General features: G+C 68.7%; 13 protein-coding genes and 1 CRISPR repeat array. Of the genes, 3 read left to right on the forward strand and 10 right to left on the reverse strand.

The genetic code is table 11. The annotated features are described in order from the left end of the window. Window positions 1–70 precede the first annotated feature (70 nt). The 3 genes from HZS55_RS01540 to HZS55_RS01550 all read left to right on the forward strand — a co-directional run bounded on the left by HZS55_RS01540 (window position 71) and on the right by HZS55_RS01550 (window position 2,420). Window positions 71–394 carry a hypothetical protein gene (locus HZS55_RS01540; RefSeq protein WP_179910010.1) on the forward strand — a complete coding sequence of 108 codons (324 nt, stop codon included), beginning with the start codon at window positions 71–73 and terminating at the stop codon, window positions 392–394. Between the two features lie 95 nt (window positions 395–489). Continuing rightward, a complete protein-coding gene (locus HZS55_RS01545) occupies window positions 490–1,143 on the forward strand; it encodes a hypothetical protein (RefSeq protein WP_179910011.1) in 654 nt (217 codons plus the stop codon). Beyond that, window positions 1,140–2,420: a hypothetical protein gene (locus tag HZS55_RS01550; RefSeq protein WP_179910012.1), complete on the forward strand. Its 1,281-nt coding sequence runs from the start codon at window positions 1,140–1,142 to the stop codon at window positions 2,418–2,420. The genes HZS55_RS01545 and HZS55_RS01550 overlap by 4 nt, the downstream gene beginning before the upstream one ends. A gap of 27 nt (window positions 2,421–2,447) precedes the next feature. Here the strand turns inward: HZS55_RS01550 and HZS55_RS22765 are convergent, their stop codons facing one another. From HZS55_RS22765 to HZS55_RS01600, 10 genes are all read right to left on the reverse strand, one after another. Next, window positions 2,448–2,579 (reverse strand): hypothetical protein, encoded by a 132-nt coding sequence (locus tag HZS55_RS22765; RefSeq protein ID WP_281372868.1) that lies wholly within the window; start codon window positions 2,577–2,579, stop codon window positions 2,448–2,450. 65 nt (window positions 2,580–2,644) lie between these two features. Beyond that, window positions 2,645–3,964: an alpha-galactosidase gene (melA, locus tag HZS55_RS01560; RefSeq protein WP_179910013.1), complete on the reverse strand. Its 1,320-nt coding sequence runs from the start codon at window positions 3,962–3,964 to the stop codon at window positions 2,645–2,647. Window positions 3,965–4,169: 205 nt separating this feature from the next. Beyond that, window positions 4,170–6,824: direct repeats of the CRISPR family, unit length 30 nt; unit sequence GCTTCAACCCCACAAGGGTTCGTCTGGAAC. A 335-nt stretch (window positions 6,825–7,159) separates the two neighbouring features. Further along, window positions 7,160–9,772 (reverse strand): polyphosphate kinase 1, encoded by a 2,613-nt coding sequence (ppk1, locus tag HZS55_RS01565; RefSeq protein WP_179910014.1) that lies wholly within the window; start codon window positions 9,770–9,772, stop codon window positions 7,160–7,162. Then, window positions 9,772–10,467, reverse strand: coding sequence for a metallophosphoesterase family protein (locus HZS55_RS01570; protein WP_179910015.1), 696 nt, complete (start codon window positions 10,465–10,467; stop codon window positions 9,772–9,774). The genes ppk1 and HZS55_RS01570 overlap by 1 nt, the downstream gene beginning before the upstream one ends. Window positions 10,468–10,810: 343 nt before the next feature. Further along, complete coding sequence (locus HZS55_RS01575; protein WP_179910016.1) at window positions 10,811–11,611, reverse strand: inositol monophosphatase family protein; 801 nt, start codon at window positions 11,609–11,611, stop codon at window positions 10,811–10,813. Then, window positions 11,604–13,205, reverse strand: a complete 1,602-nt coding sequence (locus tag HZS55_RS01580) for an ABC transporter ATP-binding protein (protein WP_449405178.1) — start codon at window positions 13,203–13,205, stop codon at window positions 11,604–11,606. The genes HZS55_RS01575 and HZS55_RS01580 overlap by 8 nt, the downstream gene beginning before the upstream one ends. Continuing rightward, on the reverse strand, window positions 13,202–14,251 hold the full coding sequence (locus HZS55_RS01585; RefSeq protein WP_179910017.1) for an ABC transporter ATP-binding protein: 1,050 nt from the start codon (window positions 14,249–14,251) through the stop codon (window positions 13,202–13,204). The genes HZS55_RS01580 and HZS55_RS01585 overlap by 4 nt, the downstream gene beginning before the upstream one ends. Beyond that, complete coding sequence (locus HZS55_RS01590) at window positions 14,248–15,714, reverse strand: ABC transporter permease (protein ID WP_179910018.1); 1,467 nt, start codon at window positions 15,712–15,714, stop codon at window positions 14,248–14,250. Before HZS55_RS01590 ends, HZS55_RS01585 begins: the two co-directional genes overlap by 4 nt. Window position 15,715: 1 nt before the next feature. Next, window positions 15,716–16,735: an ABC transporter permease gene (locus HZS55_RS01595; RefSeq protein WP_179910019.1), complete on the reverse strand. Its 1,020-nt coding sequence runs from the start codon at window positions 16,733–16,735 to the stop codon at window positions 15,716–15,718. A 177-nt stretch (window positions 16,736–16,912) separates the two neighbouring features. Then, a complete protein-coding gene (locus tag HZS55_RS01600; RefSeq protein ID WP_179910020.1) occupies window positions 16,913–18,880 on the reverse strand; it encodes an ABC transporter substrate-binding protein in 1,968 nt (655 codons plus the stop codon). Between the last annotated feature and the right edge of the window lie 7 nt (window positions 18,881–18,887).

Below are 18,887 nucleotides of genomic sequence, written 5' to 3' on the forward strand. Positions count from 1 at the left end.
TTCCTCGCGAGGCCGACCACGGGACCTCCCGGTGGATGAGCTTATCCGTCCGGGCTTCGAGCACCCGACAATGGGACGAACCATCGAGGTGTCGGGCGGTTCGCTCCGGTTCACCCTCTACGCCCTCCAGCTGGGGGCGCTGGCGGCGGTCCTGCTCTTCGTGGTATCCCCGTTCGATTCGGCCGCCGGTGTCCCGCTGGCGCTCCTGTTCGGGGCGCTGGGAATCGCAACGGTGTACGGCCTGTGGCGCCGGCGGACCGACAGCGGCTGCTCCCCGCAGGCCCGGACCGCCGAAGACATCACGTACGACCCGATCGCCGACCCCGGACAGGCGGCCAGACACCGGTGGGAGAAGACCGTTCGGCGACTTCCCGGCGGAGACGACGAGGACTGAGACCCAGACCGCCAGCAGCGACCCAGGTGCGAGCGGCATTTTTGGCGGGCGCTCGGACACAAAGCGCATTACCCACCTGTGCAAATACCGGGACCATGCCCGACCTGACCCGCCGCCGAGCCCTCCTCGCGGTCGCGTCGGGGGCCGTGACGCTCGCCGGTTGCAGCGACCGGGAGTCACGCCCGACGATCGGACGGGAACGACGGAACCGACGGATCGAGGACTACGAGGTGCGCGCCGTCCGGAGCGAGGACGACGCGGTGCTGTTCGCCCAGGGAGAGCAGTTGCCGACGGCGACCGACGAACGGCGCCGTCGATACGCCCGCTCCGGCCGAGAGGTCGTCGTCTCCGCGGACGACATCGCCGAACTCACGTTCGGTGACGGGCCCGAAGCCGAGCGGCTCCGGTCGTTCGTGGACGGGACGGACTTCGACTCGGCGTCGGTCTACCTCCTCGCGATGCCGGTCGAAGCCTGCTACGAGATCCGTCTCCAGTCGGTAAGCGTCGAGTGGGACGACATCGACACCGACGACCTGCACCCCTCCGCCGACTTCTGCCGGGCCTACCGTCCCGCCGACGTCGAGTGCGACGCCGACGGGGAACACACCGTCGGGTTCGCGATCCGGCTGCCCGTCGCCGCCGAGCGGTCGTCGGGGAGCGGCCGCGGCATGTCGAGTTCCTGCCGTCCGAACCCGGAGGGCGAGTCCTTCCACGCGACCGTGACGCCCGCCGAGGGTGGTGAGGAATGAAATCGCGGCGTGCAGTCCTCGCGGGCCTCGGGACGGTCGGTGCCGTCGGCCTGACCGGGTGTTCGGCCCTGCCGTTCGGGGACGACGGGAACGACCGGGAGGACGTGACGCTGCCGGCGGACGCCGTCGAACCGGTGTCGTGGCCCGAGTCGCCGTTCCCGGTCGCCGTCCCCGGGGCGCTCGCGGACACTCACCGCGAGCGCGCACAGGAACTGCTGGCGGAAGTGCCGGCCGACCCGAACGTGCCCAACGGTGCGGTCGCCGAGGAACTCCGGTCGGACCGCGAGCGCGCCGCCGACCGGCTCGGTGACGCCGCCGAAGACCCCTGGCCGATCGAACGGCTCTCGGCGTGGCGCAGCCGACGAGAGGCGGCGGCGACCGTTCGCGGGGCCTACCGCGCGGCGACCGGCGAGGGCGACGCCGAAGCCGTCACGGAGCGGCGGCGGACCGTGCGCGAGCGCCTCGGTTCGTTCGTCGCCGCGAGCGAGTACCGCGCGTCCTCGCCGCTGGAGGCGGCGCTCGTCTACGCCGCGGTCGAGGAACTGGTAACGGACTGCCGTCGCTACCTCCGACCCGATCGGCCGTACCCGTCCGACCCGGTCGCACGCCCCTTCGAGGCCGGCCAGGCGCTCGGACAGGTCGAACGCGCCCGCGCGACGCTGGGCGACGCCCGCCGGCTGGAGGACGCCTACCTGGCCGAGCGTTCGGACGCCTCCTCGCAGTGGAGTGCCCTGATCGACGCGTCGGGCCGCCTGCGGTTCGCGGTCGCTCGTACTCGCTCGACCGTCGACGGGTTCCTCGACGTCGGCGAACCGCCCTTCGAGGCGAACCTCGACGGGACGGCGGCCCGGACGCTGTTCGTCGAGACCAGCAGACAGGTCTCGTCGACCGTCCAGAGCCACGAGGAGTACCGCGACGACGGAGACTACGCGCGCGCCGTGATCGAGGCCGGACAGGCGGTAGCCGCCGTCGAAGCGCTCCGGACGGCCATCGACGGGATCCGCGACGGCGCCTACCAGGGGGAGGTGACCGTCGACTCCGTCACCGAGGCGGCGGCCCGGGCGCGAGAGGCGATCGCCGCGGTCGAGGCCAGCGAACACCGGCGGCTCGCGACCCACTTCCTCCGTCCCGCGCTCCAGACGTTCGAGTACCTCCCCCGGCACATCGAAGAGGGGTACGCCGACGCGCCGCGCGTCCAGGGCGATCTGGCCCGGGTCGAACTCTACGCCCGCGCCGTCCCCGCCGCGACCGCGTTCGTGGCTCAGCGCCTCGAGTAGGGGATCGCGTACCGACCGACGACGGCGCTACGCCGCAGGTCGAGCGCCGGGAACCAGCTCACAGGGCAGCGACTCGAGGCCGTAGAGACTGGACAGCGGCTCCAGGTCCGAGCGATCGGCGTCGATCCGGTCGAAGCGGAGCAGTTGCGAGATGGCCACGTCCGGGCCGTCGCGCCACACCGGGTTTCGAGCGACTCAGCGGCTGTGGGAGCTGTTCCGGACCGTCAGTTCAGGTCGGGCAGGTACTCGGCGTTGGCCGCCAGTAGGTCGTCGACCATCTCGTCGATCGCGTCCAGGTCGAGCGCCGCGGCGGTCAGCGGATCGAGTTTGATCGCGCGCCGGAGCGCGCGCTCGTCGTTGTCGAGGCCGGCCCGGACGGCCTGCTCCTGGACGTTGATGTTCGTCCGGTTCAGCGCCGCCAGCTGCCCGGGGAGGGCGCCGACCGTCGTGGGGTGGATCCCGGTCCCGTCGACGAGACAGGGGACCTCGACGCAGGCCTCCTCGGGGAGGTTGGCGATCGCGCCGGTGTCGTTGCGGACGTTGAGGTTCATCCGACGGGTCGTGTCCGTCTCCCGCGAGTGGATGATGTGGGAGCCGTACTCCGAGGAGCGGTCCAACGCGAGGTCTTCCTCGGCCGGGTCGAACTCGGCGTCGAGGTCGGGCTGGTAGGACTGCCAGTGCTCGAAGTACCGGCCGGTTGGCATCCACTCGATCGTGTAGTGGCCGAACTCCGCCTCGGGCGTGTACTCGTCGATGATCCCCTGATCGGTCCGGAAGTAGGGGAGGTACTCGCTGAGGTGGTGACTCGACTCGGTGATGAACGCGCCGAAGTGGTCCATCACGTCGAACCGGACCGGGTCCTGCTCTCGGATCTCGGGGTCGTCGGCCGCCTCGCGGAGGTCGGGGTAGAGGTCCTCGCCAGCGTGGGTGAGCTCCAGGTACCACGCCATGTGGTTGATCCCGGCGACCTCGTGTTCGATCTCCTCGGCGGGGACGTCCAGATACCGACCGAGCGCGGCGGTCGTGTGCTGGACGCTGTGACAGAGGCCGACGATCTCCACGTCCGTCGCCTCGTCGACGGCCCAGCACAGCATCGCCATCGGGTTCGTGTAGTTCAACAGGACGGCGTCGGGACAGAGCTCCTCCATCTCGCGGGCCATCTCGAGCATCATCGGCATCGTCCGGAGCGCCCGGAAGACGCCGCCGGGGCCGAGCGTGTCACCGACGGCCTGGTTCACCCCGTGTTCCTGCGGGATCCGGACCTCGTTCTCGAACGGTTCCTCGCCGCCGACGTTGACCATGTTCAGCACGTAGTCGGCGCCGTCCAGCGCCGCCCGCCGGTCGGTCGTCGTGTGGATCTCGGCGGGGAGGTCGTGTTCCTCGACGATCGCCTCGCCGACGGCAGCCGTCCGGTCGAGCCGTCGCTCGTCGATGTCCATCAGCGTGATCGTGCTGTCCTGCAGCTCCTCGAACGAGAGGATATCCGTCATCAGGTTCTTCGCGAAGATGATGCTTCCTGCGCCGACGAACGCGATATCGACCATAAACGGGTCGTCCGAGAGCGGCGCCTAATAGGTTACTGACGCGGACAGTGTAACTCACCACGGTTGACACACGCTCACCCTCAGAGAGTCTGCAAACTCTGAGATCCCAGCGCCTGGGATCCTCCGGCTTTAGTGCGTGCTTCAACCCCAAAGGGTTCGTCTGGAACTCGTCGAAGACGGCACGAGCGAGGTCGCCGCACAGCAGGCTTCAACCCCACAAGGGTTCGTCTGGAACCGGTCGTGGGTGAGAGGGACATGATATACTTCGGATGCTTCAACCCCACAAGGGTTCGTCTGGAACACGCGATCCACGACCTCTCGCTGCTGACGGTTCGGCAGCTTCAACCCCACAAGGGTTCGTCTGGAACGTTCTCGTCTGTTCCTCGTGGCCGTTGAGTGGCGGGCTTCAACCCCACAAGGGTTCGTCTGGAACCAGATTGAGAAGCTCGCGGACACCCGCGCGAAGTGGCTTCAACCCCACAAGGGTTCGTCTGGAACCGCCGCGAGTGTCGTTCAGCAGTTCGTAGACGATGCTTCAACCCCACAAGGGTTCGTCTGGAACACCCTGGTCGGGGTGGCCGTCCTTGACCGCCTCCTGGCTTCAACCCCACAAGGGTTCGTCTGGAACACTCACATTCGGGTAGACACTATTGGCCGCATTGACCGCTTCAACCCCACAAGGGTTCGTCTGGAACCTGGACATATCACCACCACCCCTTTGTATCCCGCAGCTTCAACCCCACAAGGGTTCGTCTGGAACCACCTACAAAACCGGCCAGGAGGGCGTCAGAGCCGAGCTTCAACCCCACAAGGGTTCGTCTGGAACGGTGGTGGCCCACTACGGCCGCCCCGAGCGGAGCCAGCTTCAACCCCACAAGGGTTCGTCTGGAACCAGATGTACGAGCCGGACCGGACGCCTCGACCGGAGCTTCAACCCCACAAGGGTTCGTCTGGAACGTGTTAGTCGCGGATGTACTCAAGGATCTAATCCAGCTTCAACCCCACAAGGGTTCGTCTGGAACAACCGCCGATAGGATTGTTTCAGATAGTTCATACGGCTTCAACCCCACAAGGGTTCGTCTGGAACACCGACAACACCGCCACCGACGCCGCTACAATCCCGCTTCAACCCCACAAGGGTTCGTCTGGAACGTCTCGGTACGCGCTTCGGTCCAAGAGCATCCGACAGCTTCAACCCCACAAGGGTTCGTCTGGAACTAGGGCGCGACTCCGATGATATGCCAGTGCGGACTGCTTCAACCCCACAAGGGTTCGTCTGGAACGACCGCCGACCGTTGAGGACTCTGACGACGATCTCGCTTCAACCCCACAAGGGTTCGTCTGGAACACGTTGTAGTTCCCGAGGACGGCCTCTGCCTCTTCTGCGCTTCAACCCCACAAGGGTTCGTCTGGAACCAGTCACTTCCCAACAGTAAAACGTGGTATCGTGGCTGCTTCAACCCCACAAGGGTTCGTCTGGAACAGCCGCCTCCCGCTTCGCTGGGTCGTCGTACTCCTGCTTCAACCCCACAAGGGTTCGTCTGGAATCACGATCACCGTCCAGGACCGCAACGGACGGTTCCAGCTTCAACCCCACAAGGGTTCGTCTGGAACCGCTGCTCGCGATCGTGATGAGGCCGGCGCTCGCGACGCTTCAACCCCACAAGGGTTCGTCTGGAACTACATCGCGGCCGTACCCAGGATGAGTAGCGCCGGCTTCAACCCCACAAGGGTTCGTCTGGAACATCGCGTACTTGATGATGTCGTCCGGGTCGAGGTCGCTTCAACCCCACAAGGGTTCGTCTGGAACTGACTCAGGACCACCGCCACCTGCGGGTCGGACACGAGCTTCAACCCCACAAGGGTTCGTCTGGAACCTCACGTCGGTTCTCGCTCGGACGCAGGCGGACCTGCTTCAACCCCACAAGGGTTCGTCTGGAACTCTCGCTTCCCGGAGGACATACAGAAACGAACCAACGGCTTCAACCCCACAAGGGTTCGTCTGGAACAACCGATCCCAACTGGATACGGAGGCAACGAAGCTCGCTTCAACCCCACAAGGGTTCGTCTGGAACTCGATCTGGTAGCCCTGGATCTCTGGCGCGTTACTGCTTCAACCCCACAAGGGTTCGTCTGGAACGCGGATGACGACGGTCGTCATGTTCGTCGCCGCGTCGCTTCAACCCCACAAGGGTTCGTCTGGAACCCGCGCGCCCTGGACGACATCGACCAGTTGCCGCTGCTTCAACCCCACAAGGGTTCGTCTGGAACTTGCTCAGTGTGTACGCCTATCGATCAGACCGGCTTCAACCCCACAAGGGTTCGTCTGGAACCGGTTCCCGACAACGAGTGGCGATACCTCCCGAAGATGCTTCAACCCCACAAGGGTTCGTCTGGAACCCACCGTCAGATTGGCCTCTGCGGGAGCCTCGGGGCTTCAACCCCACAAGGGTTCGTCTGGAACCTCCAGGGCGCCACGACCGACGCCGGGGCCGACCCCGGCTTCAACCCCACAAGGGTTCGTCTGGAACTCGGTCGAGAATCGACCGTATACGCCACAGAACACCGAGCTTCAACCCCACAAGGGTTCGTCTGGAACGCAGTCTCACCCCATCCACGACGCCGTTCCGTAACCGCTTCAACCCCACAAGGGTTCGTCTGGAACGAGGGTCCATACCGGCAAATCTGGTCCTGGCGGGGGCTTCAACCCCACAAGGGTTCGTCTGGAACAATCTTCGTGCGGCGTCGGGGGTCGATTGCCGAGCGCTTCAACCCCACAAGGGTTCGTCTGGAACTCCGACGCGGACGACGCGGCGGAATTCATGGCCGGGCTTCAACCCCACAAGGGTTCGTCTGGAACCATGGCCGGTTCACCGGCCTCACGCGTGTTATGGAACCGTTCTCACTTCATCGTTTCCGTCGACCCTCGATACCCCGCTGACCCCCCGGGGGTCGACGGCCGAGTCGCGTGGGAACGGGTCGATCCCGAGCGGCCGCGCTGTACTCGGCGGCGATCACTCGCGGGTCGCGGGAACGCTCGATAGAAGCGCTACGGTCGTCGGCCCGAACGCGGTGACGGGGACGCGCCGGCGGCGTTCCTCGCGTCCACACCGAGGGATCGGCCCCGTATCGCCAGCGCGGGAGGGCAAGCGAGGAGTGACGTTCACACCACTCGGCGGGAGAGTCCGGCGGGACTCAGTCGCGATAGCGCTCGATCGCACTGGCGGCGCCGTCGGCGGTCTTCCGGTAGACGGTCCCGTCGGGCGTCCGGACGGCGAAGGCGTAGTGGTCGCTGTCGGGACGGTACCAGGCGCCGGGGTTCGCCGAGAGCGCGGTCGGGAGGTCGCCGTTCGTCGCGACCGTCGAGGCGGCGCCGTCGGTCTCGGCGACGGTCGCCGCTCCGTCGGTTTCGACCGACATCCCCGTCGGTTCGCTCGCCGAGCGGACGGCATCGGAACCGTCGTCGCTGTCGCCGACCGCTGCGTCTCCTCCGTCGTCCGCCGACCGGCGCTCGGAGTCGGAGCCGACGGCGTCGACGAGCAAAGTGGTCTCGTCGAAGGCGTCGGCGGGGATACCGCGGTCGATCTCGTCGTCGGTGGCGGCCCGGCGGGCCTGGTCCGCGAGGACGGTCTGGGTGCTGATCTCGGGCTCGCCGGGGCCGGGCTGGCGCTGCTCGTAGGTGCCGTCGGCGTTCATCTCCCAACATTTCCGGTTGTCCCGCAACAGCAGTTCGAGGACGAACCGCAGTTGCTCGCGGATCTCGGGGTCCTCGACGGGCGCAACGGCCTCGACGCGGCTGTCGAGGTTGCGGGTCATCCAGTCGGCCGACCCGATGTAGTACTCGGGGTGGCCACCGGGCGCGTCGGTCGGGAGGTCCGGGTCGCGGGCGCCGTTCTCGAAGTAGTAGACCCGCGAGTGTTCGAGGAAGCGGCCGACGACGCTGTAGACGTCGACGGTCTCGCTGACCCCCTCGATTCCCGGCCGGAGCCGACAGATGTCCCGGACGATCAGGTCGATATCGACGCCGGCCATCGCGGCCTCGTACAGTTCGGCCACGAGGTCGGGGTCCTCCAGCGCGTTGACCTTCGCGACGATGCGGGCCTCGCGGCCGGCGCGGGCGTGGTCGGCCTCCCGTCGGATGCACTCGGTCAGCCGGTCGCGCATCGTGACGGGGGCGATCAGCAGTTTCCGGAACTGCTCGTCGAGCGACGGCCCGGTGAAGAAGTTGAACACCTTCACCAGATCCTGGCCGATGTCGCGGTCGGCGGTCAGGAGCCCGAGGTCGACGTAGCCCTTCGCCGTCTCGGAGTGGTAGTTGCCGGTGGCGACGTGGGAGTACAGCTCGACGCCGTCGTCCTCCTCGCGGACGACGAGGGCGGTCTTGGTGTGGGTCTTCAGGCCGATGGTGCCGTAGGCGACGTGGATGCCGTTCTCCTCCAGGCGGCGCACCCACTCTAAGTTGTTCTGCTCGTCGAAGCGGGCCTTCAGCTCGACCATCACCGCGACCTGCTTGCCGTTGTCGGCGGCGTCGATGAGCGACTGGATGATCCCCGAGTCGCTCGCGGTCCGGTAGATAGCGGCCTTGATGGCGAGTACGTCCGGGTCGGCGGCGGCCTCCGCGAGGAAGCGCTGGACGGTGTCGGTGAACGAATGGTAGGGATGGTGCAGGAGGATGTCGTCCTCGCGGATGCGCGCGAAGATGTCCGCCTCGTCACCGGCCTCGCCGAGCGGCGTCCGCCGACGCTGGAGCCGCGGATGGGGCTGGGGCGTCCACTCCGGGAGCTTCAGCTCCGGTCGGTCGAGGTCGAGCAGGCGCGTGAACTCCCGGTAGTCCAGCGGTCCCGGTCGCTCGAACACCTCCCGGTCGTCCAGATCGAGCTGGTCGACGATCGTCCGGCGGGCGCGCTCGGACGTGCCGGCCTCGACTTCGAGGCGGACGACGGTGGCGAACCGTCGCTGTTCGAGCACCTCCTCGATCATGTCGATGAGGTCCTCGGCGACCTCCTCGTCGCGCCGGACCTCGGCGTTGCGAGTTAACCGAAAGAGCGACGCCTCGACCACCTCGACGTTCGGAAAGAGCAGGTCGAGGTTCGCGCGGATAACGTCCTCGATGAGGACGTAGCGCTCGCCGTCGACGACCTCGACGAGCCGTGGGAGGTTCTGGGGGATCTTCACGCGGGTGAACGTCGCCCCGTCGCCGTCGGTCTCGCGGGTGACCACCGCAAGCGAGAGGCTCAAATTCGAGATGAAGGGGAACGGGTGGGCGGGGTCGAAAGCGAGCGGCGTCAGCGTCGGCAGCACGGACCGCTCGAAGTACTCGCGCATCTCGGCGCGTTCGTCGGCCGAGAGGTCGTCGTAGTCGAGGATGTGGATACCCTCCTCTGCGAGCGCCGGGCGAACGACCGACTCGTAGCAGTCGGTCTGTCGGGCGAACATGGGACGGGCGGCGTCGAGCACGGCCTCCCACTGCTCGGCGGGCGTACGGCCGTCGACCGTCGGCTCGGTGACGCCGGCCTCGATCTGCTGTTTGAGCCCGCCCACCCGCTTCATGAAGAACTCGTCCATGTTGCGGGTGAAAATCGACAGGAAGCGCACCCGTTCGAGCAGCGGGTTGCGCTCGTCGATGGCCTCGTGGAGGACCCGCCGCTGGTAGGCCAGCTCGCTCAGCTCGCGGTTGAGGTAGAACGCGGGGTTCGACCGGTCGAAGTCCGCGCCGTCGACGGCCGCGGCGCCGGCCGCGTCCGGAATGTCGACGGTCGTCGACCCTGTACCGTCCCGGCCGTCGGCGTCTGACTCGTCGGCTCGCATCAGTGGACCGTTCGGGGGGAGACGATGCTGTCGTCGCTTCGCTCCCGATAGGTCTCCTCGGGCTCGACGGTTCGAAACTCGCCAGAACCGACGTGGTAGGCGGTCAGCTCGCCGCCGTAGACGCAGCCGGTGTCGAGGCCGACGGCGCCCGCGGACTCGTAGGGCTCGGCCAGAACGGTGTGGCCGAAGAACACCCGGGGGCTGTCGGCGTACTCCTCGAACCAGTAGGGGCGGTCGTAGCTGCCGTCGGGGACGAGCGACCGCATCGTCAGCAGCTCCCCCGGCTCGTGGTCGCCCAGCGACTTGCGCGGGTCGACCCCGCCGTGGACGACCAGGTGGCCGTCCCAGGAGATGGCGTGGGGGAGCGACTCGATGTAGGCGCGGTCGGCGCCGGTGAGACCGGGGACCTGCTTGTCGCCCCGGATCACCTTCGCCTCGTTGTTGCCGCGGACGCTGACGACGTTGTCGCGCTCGCGGACGAACTCGACGACGCCGTGGCTGTCCGGCCCCTTCCGGACCAGGTCGCCGACGACGACCAGCAGGGTGTCGTCGTCGGGGTCGATGCGGTCGACCAGCCGTTCGAGCGCCGGGAGACAGCCGTGTACGTCGCCCACGACGTAGATGTCGTCCCACCGGTCGGCGTCGACCCGATGGTGGCTGTCGCGCAGTTCGGCCAGCGCCCGGTCGCCCGTCACCGGCGGTCACCCCTGCCGTCGAAACTCATGAGTAAGGGATTCCGACCGACTATGTAGGCGGTTTATATTACTGTTACCGGCGGGTACGTAGGTCTCAATAGTCGAATCGGGGGCGGCGAGGCGTCGGCCGGTGGGTCGACACGCTCGATGTGGAAAACGAGGGCGGACGCGGGTAGCGTCCGCGGTAGACCGGCGTGGGGAGTCCGAGCGGACCGCGGGAGCGTCGGACCGCCCGGGAGATGGTGCATGCCTGACAGCCCGGACACGCCATCGGCGTGTCTCGCGCCGGGCGGCAAGTATCTCGCTAAGAACGGCCCGTGACACTACGTCGACCACCCGAGCGCTACGGAGCGCTCCCGATATCGGCCGCGGCCGCCAGCACCGCGTCGTGGACCGCACCGTTCGACGCGACCAGGCCCGTGGCGTCGTGGTGCCAACGGTCGCCGTCGATGTCAGTCACTCGGCCGCCCGCCCGTCGAACGAGGTGGACGCCGGCGAGGCTGTCCCAGGGGTTGACGGCGACGTTTGTGATCGCGCCGTCGAGGCGGCCGGCGGCGACCTGCGCGAGCGCGACCTGGACGGAGCCCGGCCGCCGGAGGTCGCCGAAGCGGGTGACGACCGCCTCGGCGGCGCGGGCGAACTCGTCGCGGCGGTCGCTGGGCCACCAGACCGTCGGCGCGACGCTGCAGGTCGCCGGGTCGGCGCGCTCGCTGACCGAGACGACCTCGCCGTTGCGCTCGGTCGGACCGTCCCCGGCGACGTAGGCGTCGCCCAGCGCGGGACAGACCGTCGCCGCGGCGACCGGCTCGCCGTCGCGGACGGCGGCGACGCAGGTCCCCCAGACGCGCCCGCCGCGGACGTAGTTGTGGCTCCCGTCGATCGGGTCGACCACCCACGCCGGGCCGCGCTCGGGGACCGCCTTCGCCGCGCCGTCCTCCTCGCCGACGACGGGCTCGTTCGGGTAGCGCTCGCCGATGACATCGACGATCTCCGCCTGGGCCTCCCGGTCGGCCCGGGTGACGTAGTCGGTCTCGTTGGCCTTGGTCTCGACGGTCAGATCGCCGCGGAACAGCGAGCGGGCGACCGCGCCGCCGGCCTCGGCCGCCCGCTCGGCGACCGCGGCGCGGTCGGCGGCGTCACTCACGGCCCAGGTCCCCCTCGCGGTCGGCGACCGTCTCGGCGACGCCGCGGTACTCGTCCTCCGCGCGGAAGCACCGGCTCTCGCCGCCCCCGACGGCGTACGCTTCGGGCAGTTCCGCGTCGCAGCGCGAGCCGAACGCCTCGCGGAGTCGGTCGGCGGCCGCGCGGTCGTCGCCGCCCTTCGCGAGGTCGACGGCCTCGTCGACGACCCGCCGGGCGTCGGCCGGGAGTTCGCGGTCGCCCAGCAGTTCGTCGACCGCCTCGTCGACGGCGTCGGCGTCGACGTCCAGCCCGAACCCGGCCTTCACCCGGGCGAGCGCCGACTCGTCGCCCCGAGCGCGCGTCCGGAAGACCACCCGGAGCTCGTCGAGCGCGCGCCAGGTCGCCTCGGCCAACTCGAACTCCTCCGAGCGGATCTTCGCCGGACAGCGGGTGGCGAACGGGCACCCCGACGGGGGGTCCCGCGGGCTGGGCGGCGCCCCTCGCAGGGTCACCCGCTCGCCGTCCCACGGCGAGCCGCTCCCGGGGATCGCCGACAGCAGCGAGAGCGTGTACGGATGTGACGGGTCCCGGAACACCGACTCGGCCGGCCCGACCTCGACGACGTTGCCCAGGTACATCACGGCGACGCGGTCGGCGATGTGGCGGACCAGCGAGAGGTCGTGAGCGATGAACAGGTAGGTGAGACCGAACGCCGCCTGAAGCTCCTCGAGGAGGTTGATGATCCGCGCCTGGACGCTCACGTCCAGCGCGCTCACCGGCTCGTCGAGCACGAGAAAGTCCGGTTCGAGCGCCAGGGCCCGGGCGATGCCGACCCGCTGGCGCTGGCCGCCCGAGAACTGGTGGGGGTAGCGGCGGACGTGTTCCTCGTTGAGCCCGACGCGGGTGATAAGCGCCTCGGCGCGGTCGCGGCGCATCTCGTCGACGGACTTCTCGACGGTCACGGAGACGGTCGGCCGGTCGCCCCGGTCGACCGAGACCGTCACGTCCGACGGGTCGAGCGGGAGCCGCTCGCGGACGGTCACCTCGGGGTCGCCCCCGGACAGCGCGACGGTGAGGTCGGCCTCGTCGGGGTCGGCCACCGCGTCGCCCGCCGTCCGGTCCGCGACGGGGCGGTTCCCGGTGACGGTCGCCTCGTCGACGCCCGCGACGGCGACGGTCAGCGTCGGCCAGTCGTGGGCTTCGAGTGGTTCGCGGACGATCTGACCGACGGTCTGGCGGTCGTTGAGGCTCTCCTGGGGGTCCTGAAACACCATGCCGACCCGGCGCTGCCACGCCTCGGCGTCGCCCCCCGAGAGGTCGGTCACGTCCCGACCCTCGGCGGCGATGGTCCCGCCCGTCGGCTCCTCGAGGCCGACGAGCGTCCGGCCGAGCGTCGTCTTGCCACAGCCCGACTCGCCGACCAGGCCGATCGTCTCGCCCTCGAAGACATCGAAGGAGACGCCGTCGACGGCCTTGACCGGCGGCGACCGCGAGAACATCGACCGCTCGTCGTAGTAGGTCCGCAGGTCCCGCACCGACAGCAGCGGCTCGCTGGTGGGTTCCTGCTCGCGGCTCTCGTGGCCGACGGTCCGGCCGGTCGCGGGATCGGGCGTCACAGCGACTCACCCCCGTCGGGGCTGACGGGGCTGTCGGTGCCCGGATCGCCGTCGAGGTCCGTCTCGTTCGGGTAGCGGTCGTCGTGGAGCAGGCAGGCCGCCGTCCGGTCGACCGCGGCGTCGCCGACCGGCTCGTGCTCGGGGTGGACCTCGTCGCAGGCGCCGAAGGCCGCCGGACAGCGCGGGGCGAACCGGCAGTCCGTCGCGGGGCCGGTCGGCGTCGGCACCTCGCCGTCGATGGTTGGGAGCTGCTCGTCGGGGGGCGTCCGCCCGGGGATGGACCGAAGGAGCGCCTCCGTGTAGGGGTGTTTCGGGTCGTCGAACAGCGCCCGGGTCGGCGCGCGCTCGACCACCTCGCCGGCGTAGATGACGTTCACGCGGTCTGCGGTCTCTTCGATGACGCCCATGTCGTGGGTGATGAGCAGGATCGCCAGGTCCTCCTCGCGCTGGAGGTCGTCGAGCAGGTCGAGGATCTGCGCCTGGATGGTCACGTCCAGCGCGGTCGTCGGCTCGTCGCACACGAGGAGATCGGGGTCGCAAGCCAGCGCCGTCGCGATGACGGCGCGCTGTTGCATCCCGCCCGACAGCTGGTGGGGGTACTCGTCCACCCGGCTGGCGGCGTCGGGGATGCCCACGTCCTCAAGCAGTTCGACCGCCCGGTCGCGGGCCTCGCGCCCGCGGAGGTTCTGGTGGATCTTCAGCGCCTCGCGGATCTGGTTGCCGACGGTATAGACGGGGTTTAGCGCGCCCCCGGGGTCCTGGAAGACGATGGCGATGTCGCCGCGGTGGGCGTCCCAGGTGCCCTCGGTGAGGTCCTCGCCGCGGAAGCGGATCGACCCCTCCTCGACGGCCCCGGGGTCGTCGACCAGCCCGAGGATCGAGCGGGCGGTGACGGACTTGCCCGAGCCGGACTCGCCGACGAGCCCGACCGTCTCGCCCGCGGCGATCTCGAAGGAGACCCCGTCGACGGCGTGGATCTCCTCCCGTTCGGTGTAGAAGACCGTCCGGAGGTCCTCGACGGCCAGCAGGGGGGCGGCGTCGCTCACGCGCCACCACCCCGCCCGGCCGCGCCGCCCTCGGCGTCTGACTGGGGGTCGATCGCGTCGCGGATGCCGTCGCCCAGCGCGTTGAAGCCGGTGACGACGACGGTGATCAGCAGGCCCGGGATGAGCGAGATGTGCCACGAGCCCGTCGTCACGTAGTCCTGACCGAGGTTGATCGCCCGACCCCACTCGGGGGTCGGCGCCGAGACGCCGAGCCCGAGGAACGACAGCCCGGCGATGGCGATGATGGCGCCGCCGAGCGTCATCGACCCGTAGATGAGCAGGTAGCCGGTGATGTACGGCAGCATGTGCCGGCGCATGATCACGCGGGGTTTCTGTCCGAAACTGCGGGCGGCGTCGACCCACTGGCGTTCGGACACCTGGAGAGCGGGGCCGCGGACCGACCGCCACATGTAGGTCCAGCCGGTCCCCGCGAGTATCAGCGCGAGGACGAACGCGCCGCTGTAGATCCCCCCGACCCAGGTGTCGGCTAGCACCGTCGTCAGCATGATAATAAGCAGCAGTTGTGGCATCGCCATCACCGCGTCGGAGGCGAGCACCAGCCCGAGGTCGACCCGTCCCTTGTAGTAGGCGGCGGCCAGTGCGAGCGACCCGGCGATCAGGACGCTCAGGCCGACCGAGAGCACGCCGATGATCAGCGATATCCGCGACCCGGCGGCGATGAACGTGAACAGGTCCCGCCCGGTCGGGAGCGTGCCGAACGGGTGATACCGGCCGTAGTCGTCGTAGGTGAACGGCATCACGCGCGACTGGGTGCCCGTCGACTGGGTGTCGAGGTTGGCCTGACCGACCAGCGTCGTCTCGACGGACTCGGCCTCGGCGTCCCAGTAGCTGATCTCGTTGCTGTAGGAGTTGCGCATGTTCTTGTCGACGGTCGTCGGCCCGAGCGCGGGCGCGAACACCGCCATCACGACGAACATGAAGACGACCGCGAGGCCGAACAGGCCCCAGGTGTGCGAGCGGAACCGGTCGACCATGTCGTCGCGGGGCGTCCACGCCAGCGAACGGATCTCCCGGCGGTAGAGGCGGTATCCGAGCATCGCCCAGCCGGCCCAGGCGAACGCGTAGGCGTAGACGAGCGCGACGCGGACCGCCCACGCGTAGGCGGGTTCCAGCCCGAGGAACGTGTCCACCCACCGCTGGCCGTTCCAGTACCCCCCGTTGGGGACCGTCTCCCGCGAGAGCAGCGTCGGGACCGACTCGGCCATCGAGCGGCCGGCCTCCAGCGCGTCGACGACCGGCGCGGCGGCGGTGGCGACGCCGGCGAGCGACACGGCCGTCCCCAGGGCGTCCGCGAGCAGGCCGACGGCGAACGTCGCGAGCGCGCCGGCCTCCAGCGCCAGCAGGACGACCCCCGCGGCGAGCCAGACGGCCAGCGGCGAGCCCGTGGGGAGGACCGTCGATTCGCGCGCATCGGCGGCGTCGGCGTCGTGTGCGCCCGCCATCTCAGGCGCCCTCCAGCCCGACGCGCGGGTCGATCACCGTGTACAGCAGGTCTTGCAGCAGATTGATTCCGACTATCATGAGGATGAAGACGTACATGAGCGTGCCGACGAGCGGCAGGTCGCCCTGGTTGGCCGCCTGGAAGAACAGCCAGCCGATCCCGTGGATGCCGAACACCGTCTCGACGAGCACCGACCCGCCGATGAGCAGGAACGCCTCGCTCGTGATGATCGGCACCAGCGGCACCAGCGCGTTCCGGAAGATGTGCTTCCAGACGAGCGCGAAGTCCGAGACCCCCTTGGCCTTGGCCATGTCGACGAAGTCCTCGTTGCGCACTTCCAGCACCGCGGTGCGACCGATCCGCATCTCGTTGCCCATCGAGGCCGACCCGAGCACGACGGCCGCCGGCAGCACCTTCTTGGTCGCGGCGAGGAAGCCGTCGACGCTGCCGAGGCGGGACATGTCCGGGCTCCCCGAGATGGCGTCGATCGGGACGAGCAACTGCTCCCAGCTCACGCCGAAGACGGCCTGGGCGCTGCCGAGCACCGCCAGCAGCATGATCGCCAGCCAGAAGTTCGGCATGGCGCGCCAGACGATGCCGCCGAACGAGGAGACGTAGTCGGAGACGGTGTTCGAGCGCAGCCCGGCGAAAAAGCCCAGCGGCACGCCGACCATGATGGCGATGAGCACCGACCAGAAGCCCAGCCACAGCGTGCGCGGCAGGAAATCGAGGATGAGCGCGTTGACGCTGGATCCCTGGTACAGCAGGAACGTCTGCCCGAGGTCGAACGTGTACAGGTCGAGCAGGTAGTTCGCGTAGTGTTCCAGCGGCGGCTGGTTGAGGCCGAGACGCTCCTGGGCGGCGGTGTAGGCGTCGGTGTTTCGCGTCTGCCCCTCGCTGAGCAGGCGGGCCGCCGGGTCGATGGGTCCCATGAAGATGATGAACCACGTCAGCGACGTGCCGAGCCACACCACCGGGACCGACAGCAGGAGGCGCTTGCCGAGGTACTTCAGCCGGCTCACGGACGGACCCCTCCGTCACCCGGCGGTCGCTGCCGCTCGTCCCGGTGCCTGCACCCGCAGGGCCGACCCCGCGCGCAGTCGTTTACGTTCATCGTGATCAGATCCAGATTGGGGGGAAACGGGCGTCGTCGGTCCGTCGCCCGCGACCGCCGGACCGGCGCCGCCGGGAACGGACCGCTACTCCAGCGTGACGTCGTCGAACGCCTGGTTCTCCATCACGCCGTACATCTCCACGTCGACACCGTCGTGCCAGAAACGCTGGCTATTCGGATGGAGGAACGGGAGCTCCTGGACCGACGCCCAGTTCATCTCCTCGATGGTCTGGAACGCCTCCGCGTGGTCGGCCTCGGTCGTGCCCTCGGCGGCGTAGTTGTCCTCCCAGGCCTCGATGGCCGTGTCGCGGTACTCGTCGGTGTAGTAGCTGCCCTCGGCGCCCCAGCGGGTGAACTGCGTGCTCGGGCTGTCGCCCCAGAGGAACCGCAAGAAGTTCTGCGGGCCGGGGTACTCCATCCCGTCGCCCAGGCCGAACACCTCCATGTCGCCGGAGATGGCCTGGCTGATGATCGTCCCGAACTCCGCCTCGGTGATCTCCATGTCGATGTACGCCGACTGCAGTTTCGGCTGGAGCCGCGTGAACACCTGCCGGTAGCCGCTGTCGCCGGAGATAGTCGTCGCCGTCACCTCGAATCGGTTGTCCTCGCCGTAGCCGGCCTCCTCCATGACGGCGCGGGCCTCGTCGAGCAGCGTCTCGCCGTAGCCGTAGGGGTAGCCGTCGGCCGCGAACTCGGTGTTGGAGGCGGCGCCGCTCTCGGCGTGGGCGTCGTAGGACTCCTCGCCGGACTGGCCGTCCTCGAAGGTGGGGTAGGGCGCCGGCGGCGTGATGTGGTAGGCCGCCTTGCCGGTGCCCTTGTAGACGCTCTCGGCGATGTCGTGCTGGTTCATCGCGTAGGCGAACGCCCGACGGACCGGCAGGGGGACCTCCAGCGTGTTGAAGACGATGTATTCGGTGGTCAGCGCCGGGATCTCGCCGTAGTTGACCGTGTCGCCGTTCTGGAACTGGTAAGTGCCGAGCGAACGGTTGCCCTGGCGCTCCTCGATGGAGACGTTGTCGGGGTTGAACGAGGCGGTCGGCATCCCCTCGTCGAGGATGTGTGCGTTGCCGTTGCGAAAGCGGCTGAGCCGCGTGTTGCCGTCGCCGACGACCGTGAACGTGATCCCGTCGAGTTCGGGAGCCTCGCCGTAGTAGTCCTCGAAGGCGGTCAGCTGGATCTGGCTGCCCTTCGTCCAGGAGTCGACCGCGAAGGGGCCGACCCCGGCGAAGGTGGGGCCCTCGCCTTCCGTGCTGAAGAACTCGTTGTAGCTGTACTCGCCGTCGTACCCCTCGATGTCGCCGACCGACCCCTCCGGGAGGACCGCGAACGTCCCGCCGGCGATCTGGAAGAGCGTGTACTGGAAGGGGGAGGCCAGCGTCATCTCGAAGGTGTAGTCGTCGACCGCCTCGACGGCCAGCGACTCCGGGACGACGTCGCTGAGCGTCTCCTCGTCCGTGGGTTCGCTCAGGCTCGCGTCCTTCTCGTGGTCGATCGTCATCGTCTCGCCGATGATGTCGTCCCGGTTGCGGGAGTTCTCGGACTCGGCGAGCCGACGGTAGGTATAGACCACGTCGTCGGCGGTGAGCTCCGTCCCGTCGTGGAAGGTCACGCCCTCTCTCAGCGTGAACGTGTAGGTCAGGCCGTCCTCCGAGACCTCGTAACCCTCCGCGACGGCCGGCTCGGGCGGGTACTGCCCGTCCGGAAACTCCATCAGCGGCTTGTTGTACTGGTTGTACCCCGCGCCCGACCCCTTCGCGTTGATCGGGTCCAGCGTCTGGATCGACCCGGTCGCCATCATCTGGAGCGTCCCGCCGCTCGCCGGCGACCCGTCGTCCGCGTCGTCGTCCGAGGAACCGTCACCCGACGACCCGTCAGACGACGACCCGTCAGACGACGACCCGTCACCCGAGGAACCGTCACCCGACGACCCGTCGTCGGATGTCCCACCGCCGCCCGACTCCGACGGGTCGTTGTTGGAACAGCCGGCGAGCAGGGTCGCCGCACCCGCGCCCGCTGCAGTGAGGAACCGACGCCGAGTCTGTTTTTCTGGCATCGGTGAG

This window comes from Halosimplex rubrum (genome assembly GCF_013415885.1).
GTDB classification, from domain to species: domain Archaea; phylum Halobacteriota; class Halobacteria; order Halobacteriales; family Haloarculaceae; genus Halosimplex; species Halosimplex rubrum.

Coding starts and splice junctions, on each gene's coding strand:
- HZS55_RS01550 (WP_179910012.1), top strand. CDS start 1,140: ATGAAATCGCGGCGTGCAGTCCTCGCGGGCCTCGGGACGGTCGGTGCC.
- HZS55_RS01600 (WP_179910020.1), bottom strand. CDS start 18,880: ATGCCAGAAAAACAGACTCGGCGTCGGTTCCTCACTGCAGCGGGCGCG.
- melA (WP_179910013.1), bottom strand. CDS start 3,964: ATGGTCGATATCGCGTTCGTCGGCGCAGGAAGCATCATCTTCGCGAAG.
- HZS55_RS01590 (WP_179910018.1), bottom strand. CDS start 15,714: ATGGCGGGCGCACACGACGCCGACGCCGCCGATGCGCGCGAATCGACG.
- HZS55_RS01545 (WP_179910011.1), top strand. CDS start 490: ATGCCCGACCTGACCCGCCGCCGAGCCCTCCTCGCGGTCGCGTCGGGG.
- HZS55_RS01540 (WP_179910010.1), top strand. CDS start 71: ATGGGACGAACCATCGAGGTGTCGGGCGGTTCGCTCCGGTTCACCCTC.
- ppk1 (WP_179910014.1), bottom strand. CDS start 9,772: ATGCGAGCCGACGAGTCAGACGCCGACGGCCGGGACGGTACAGGGTCG.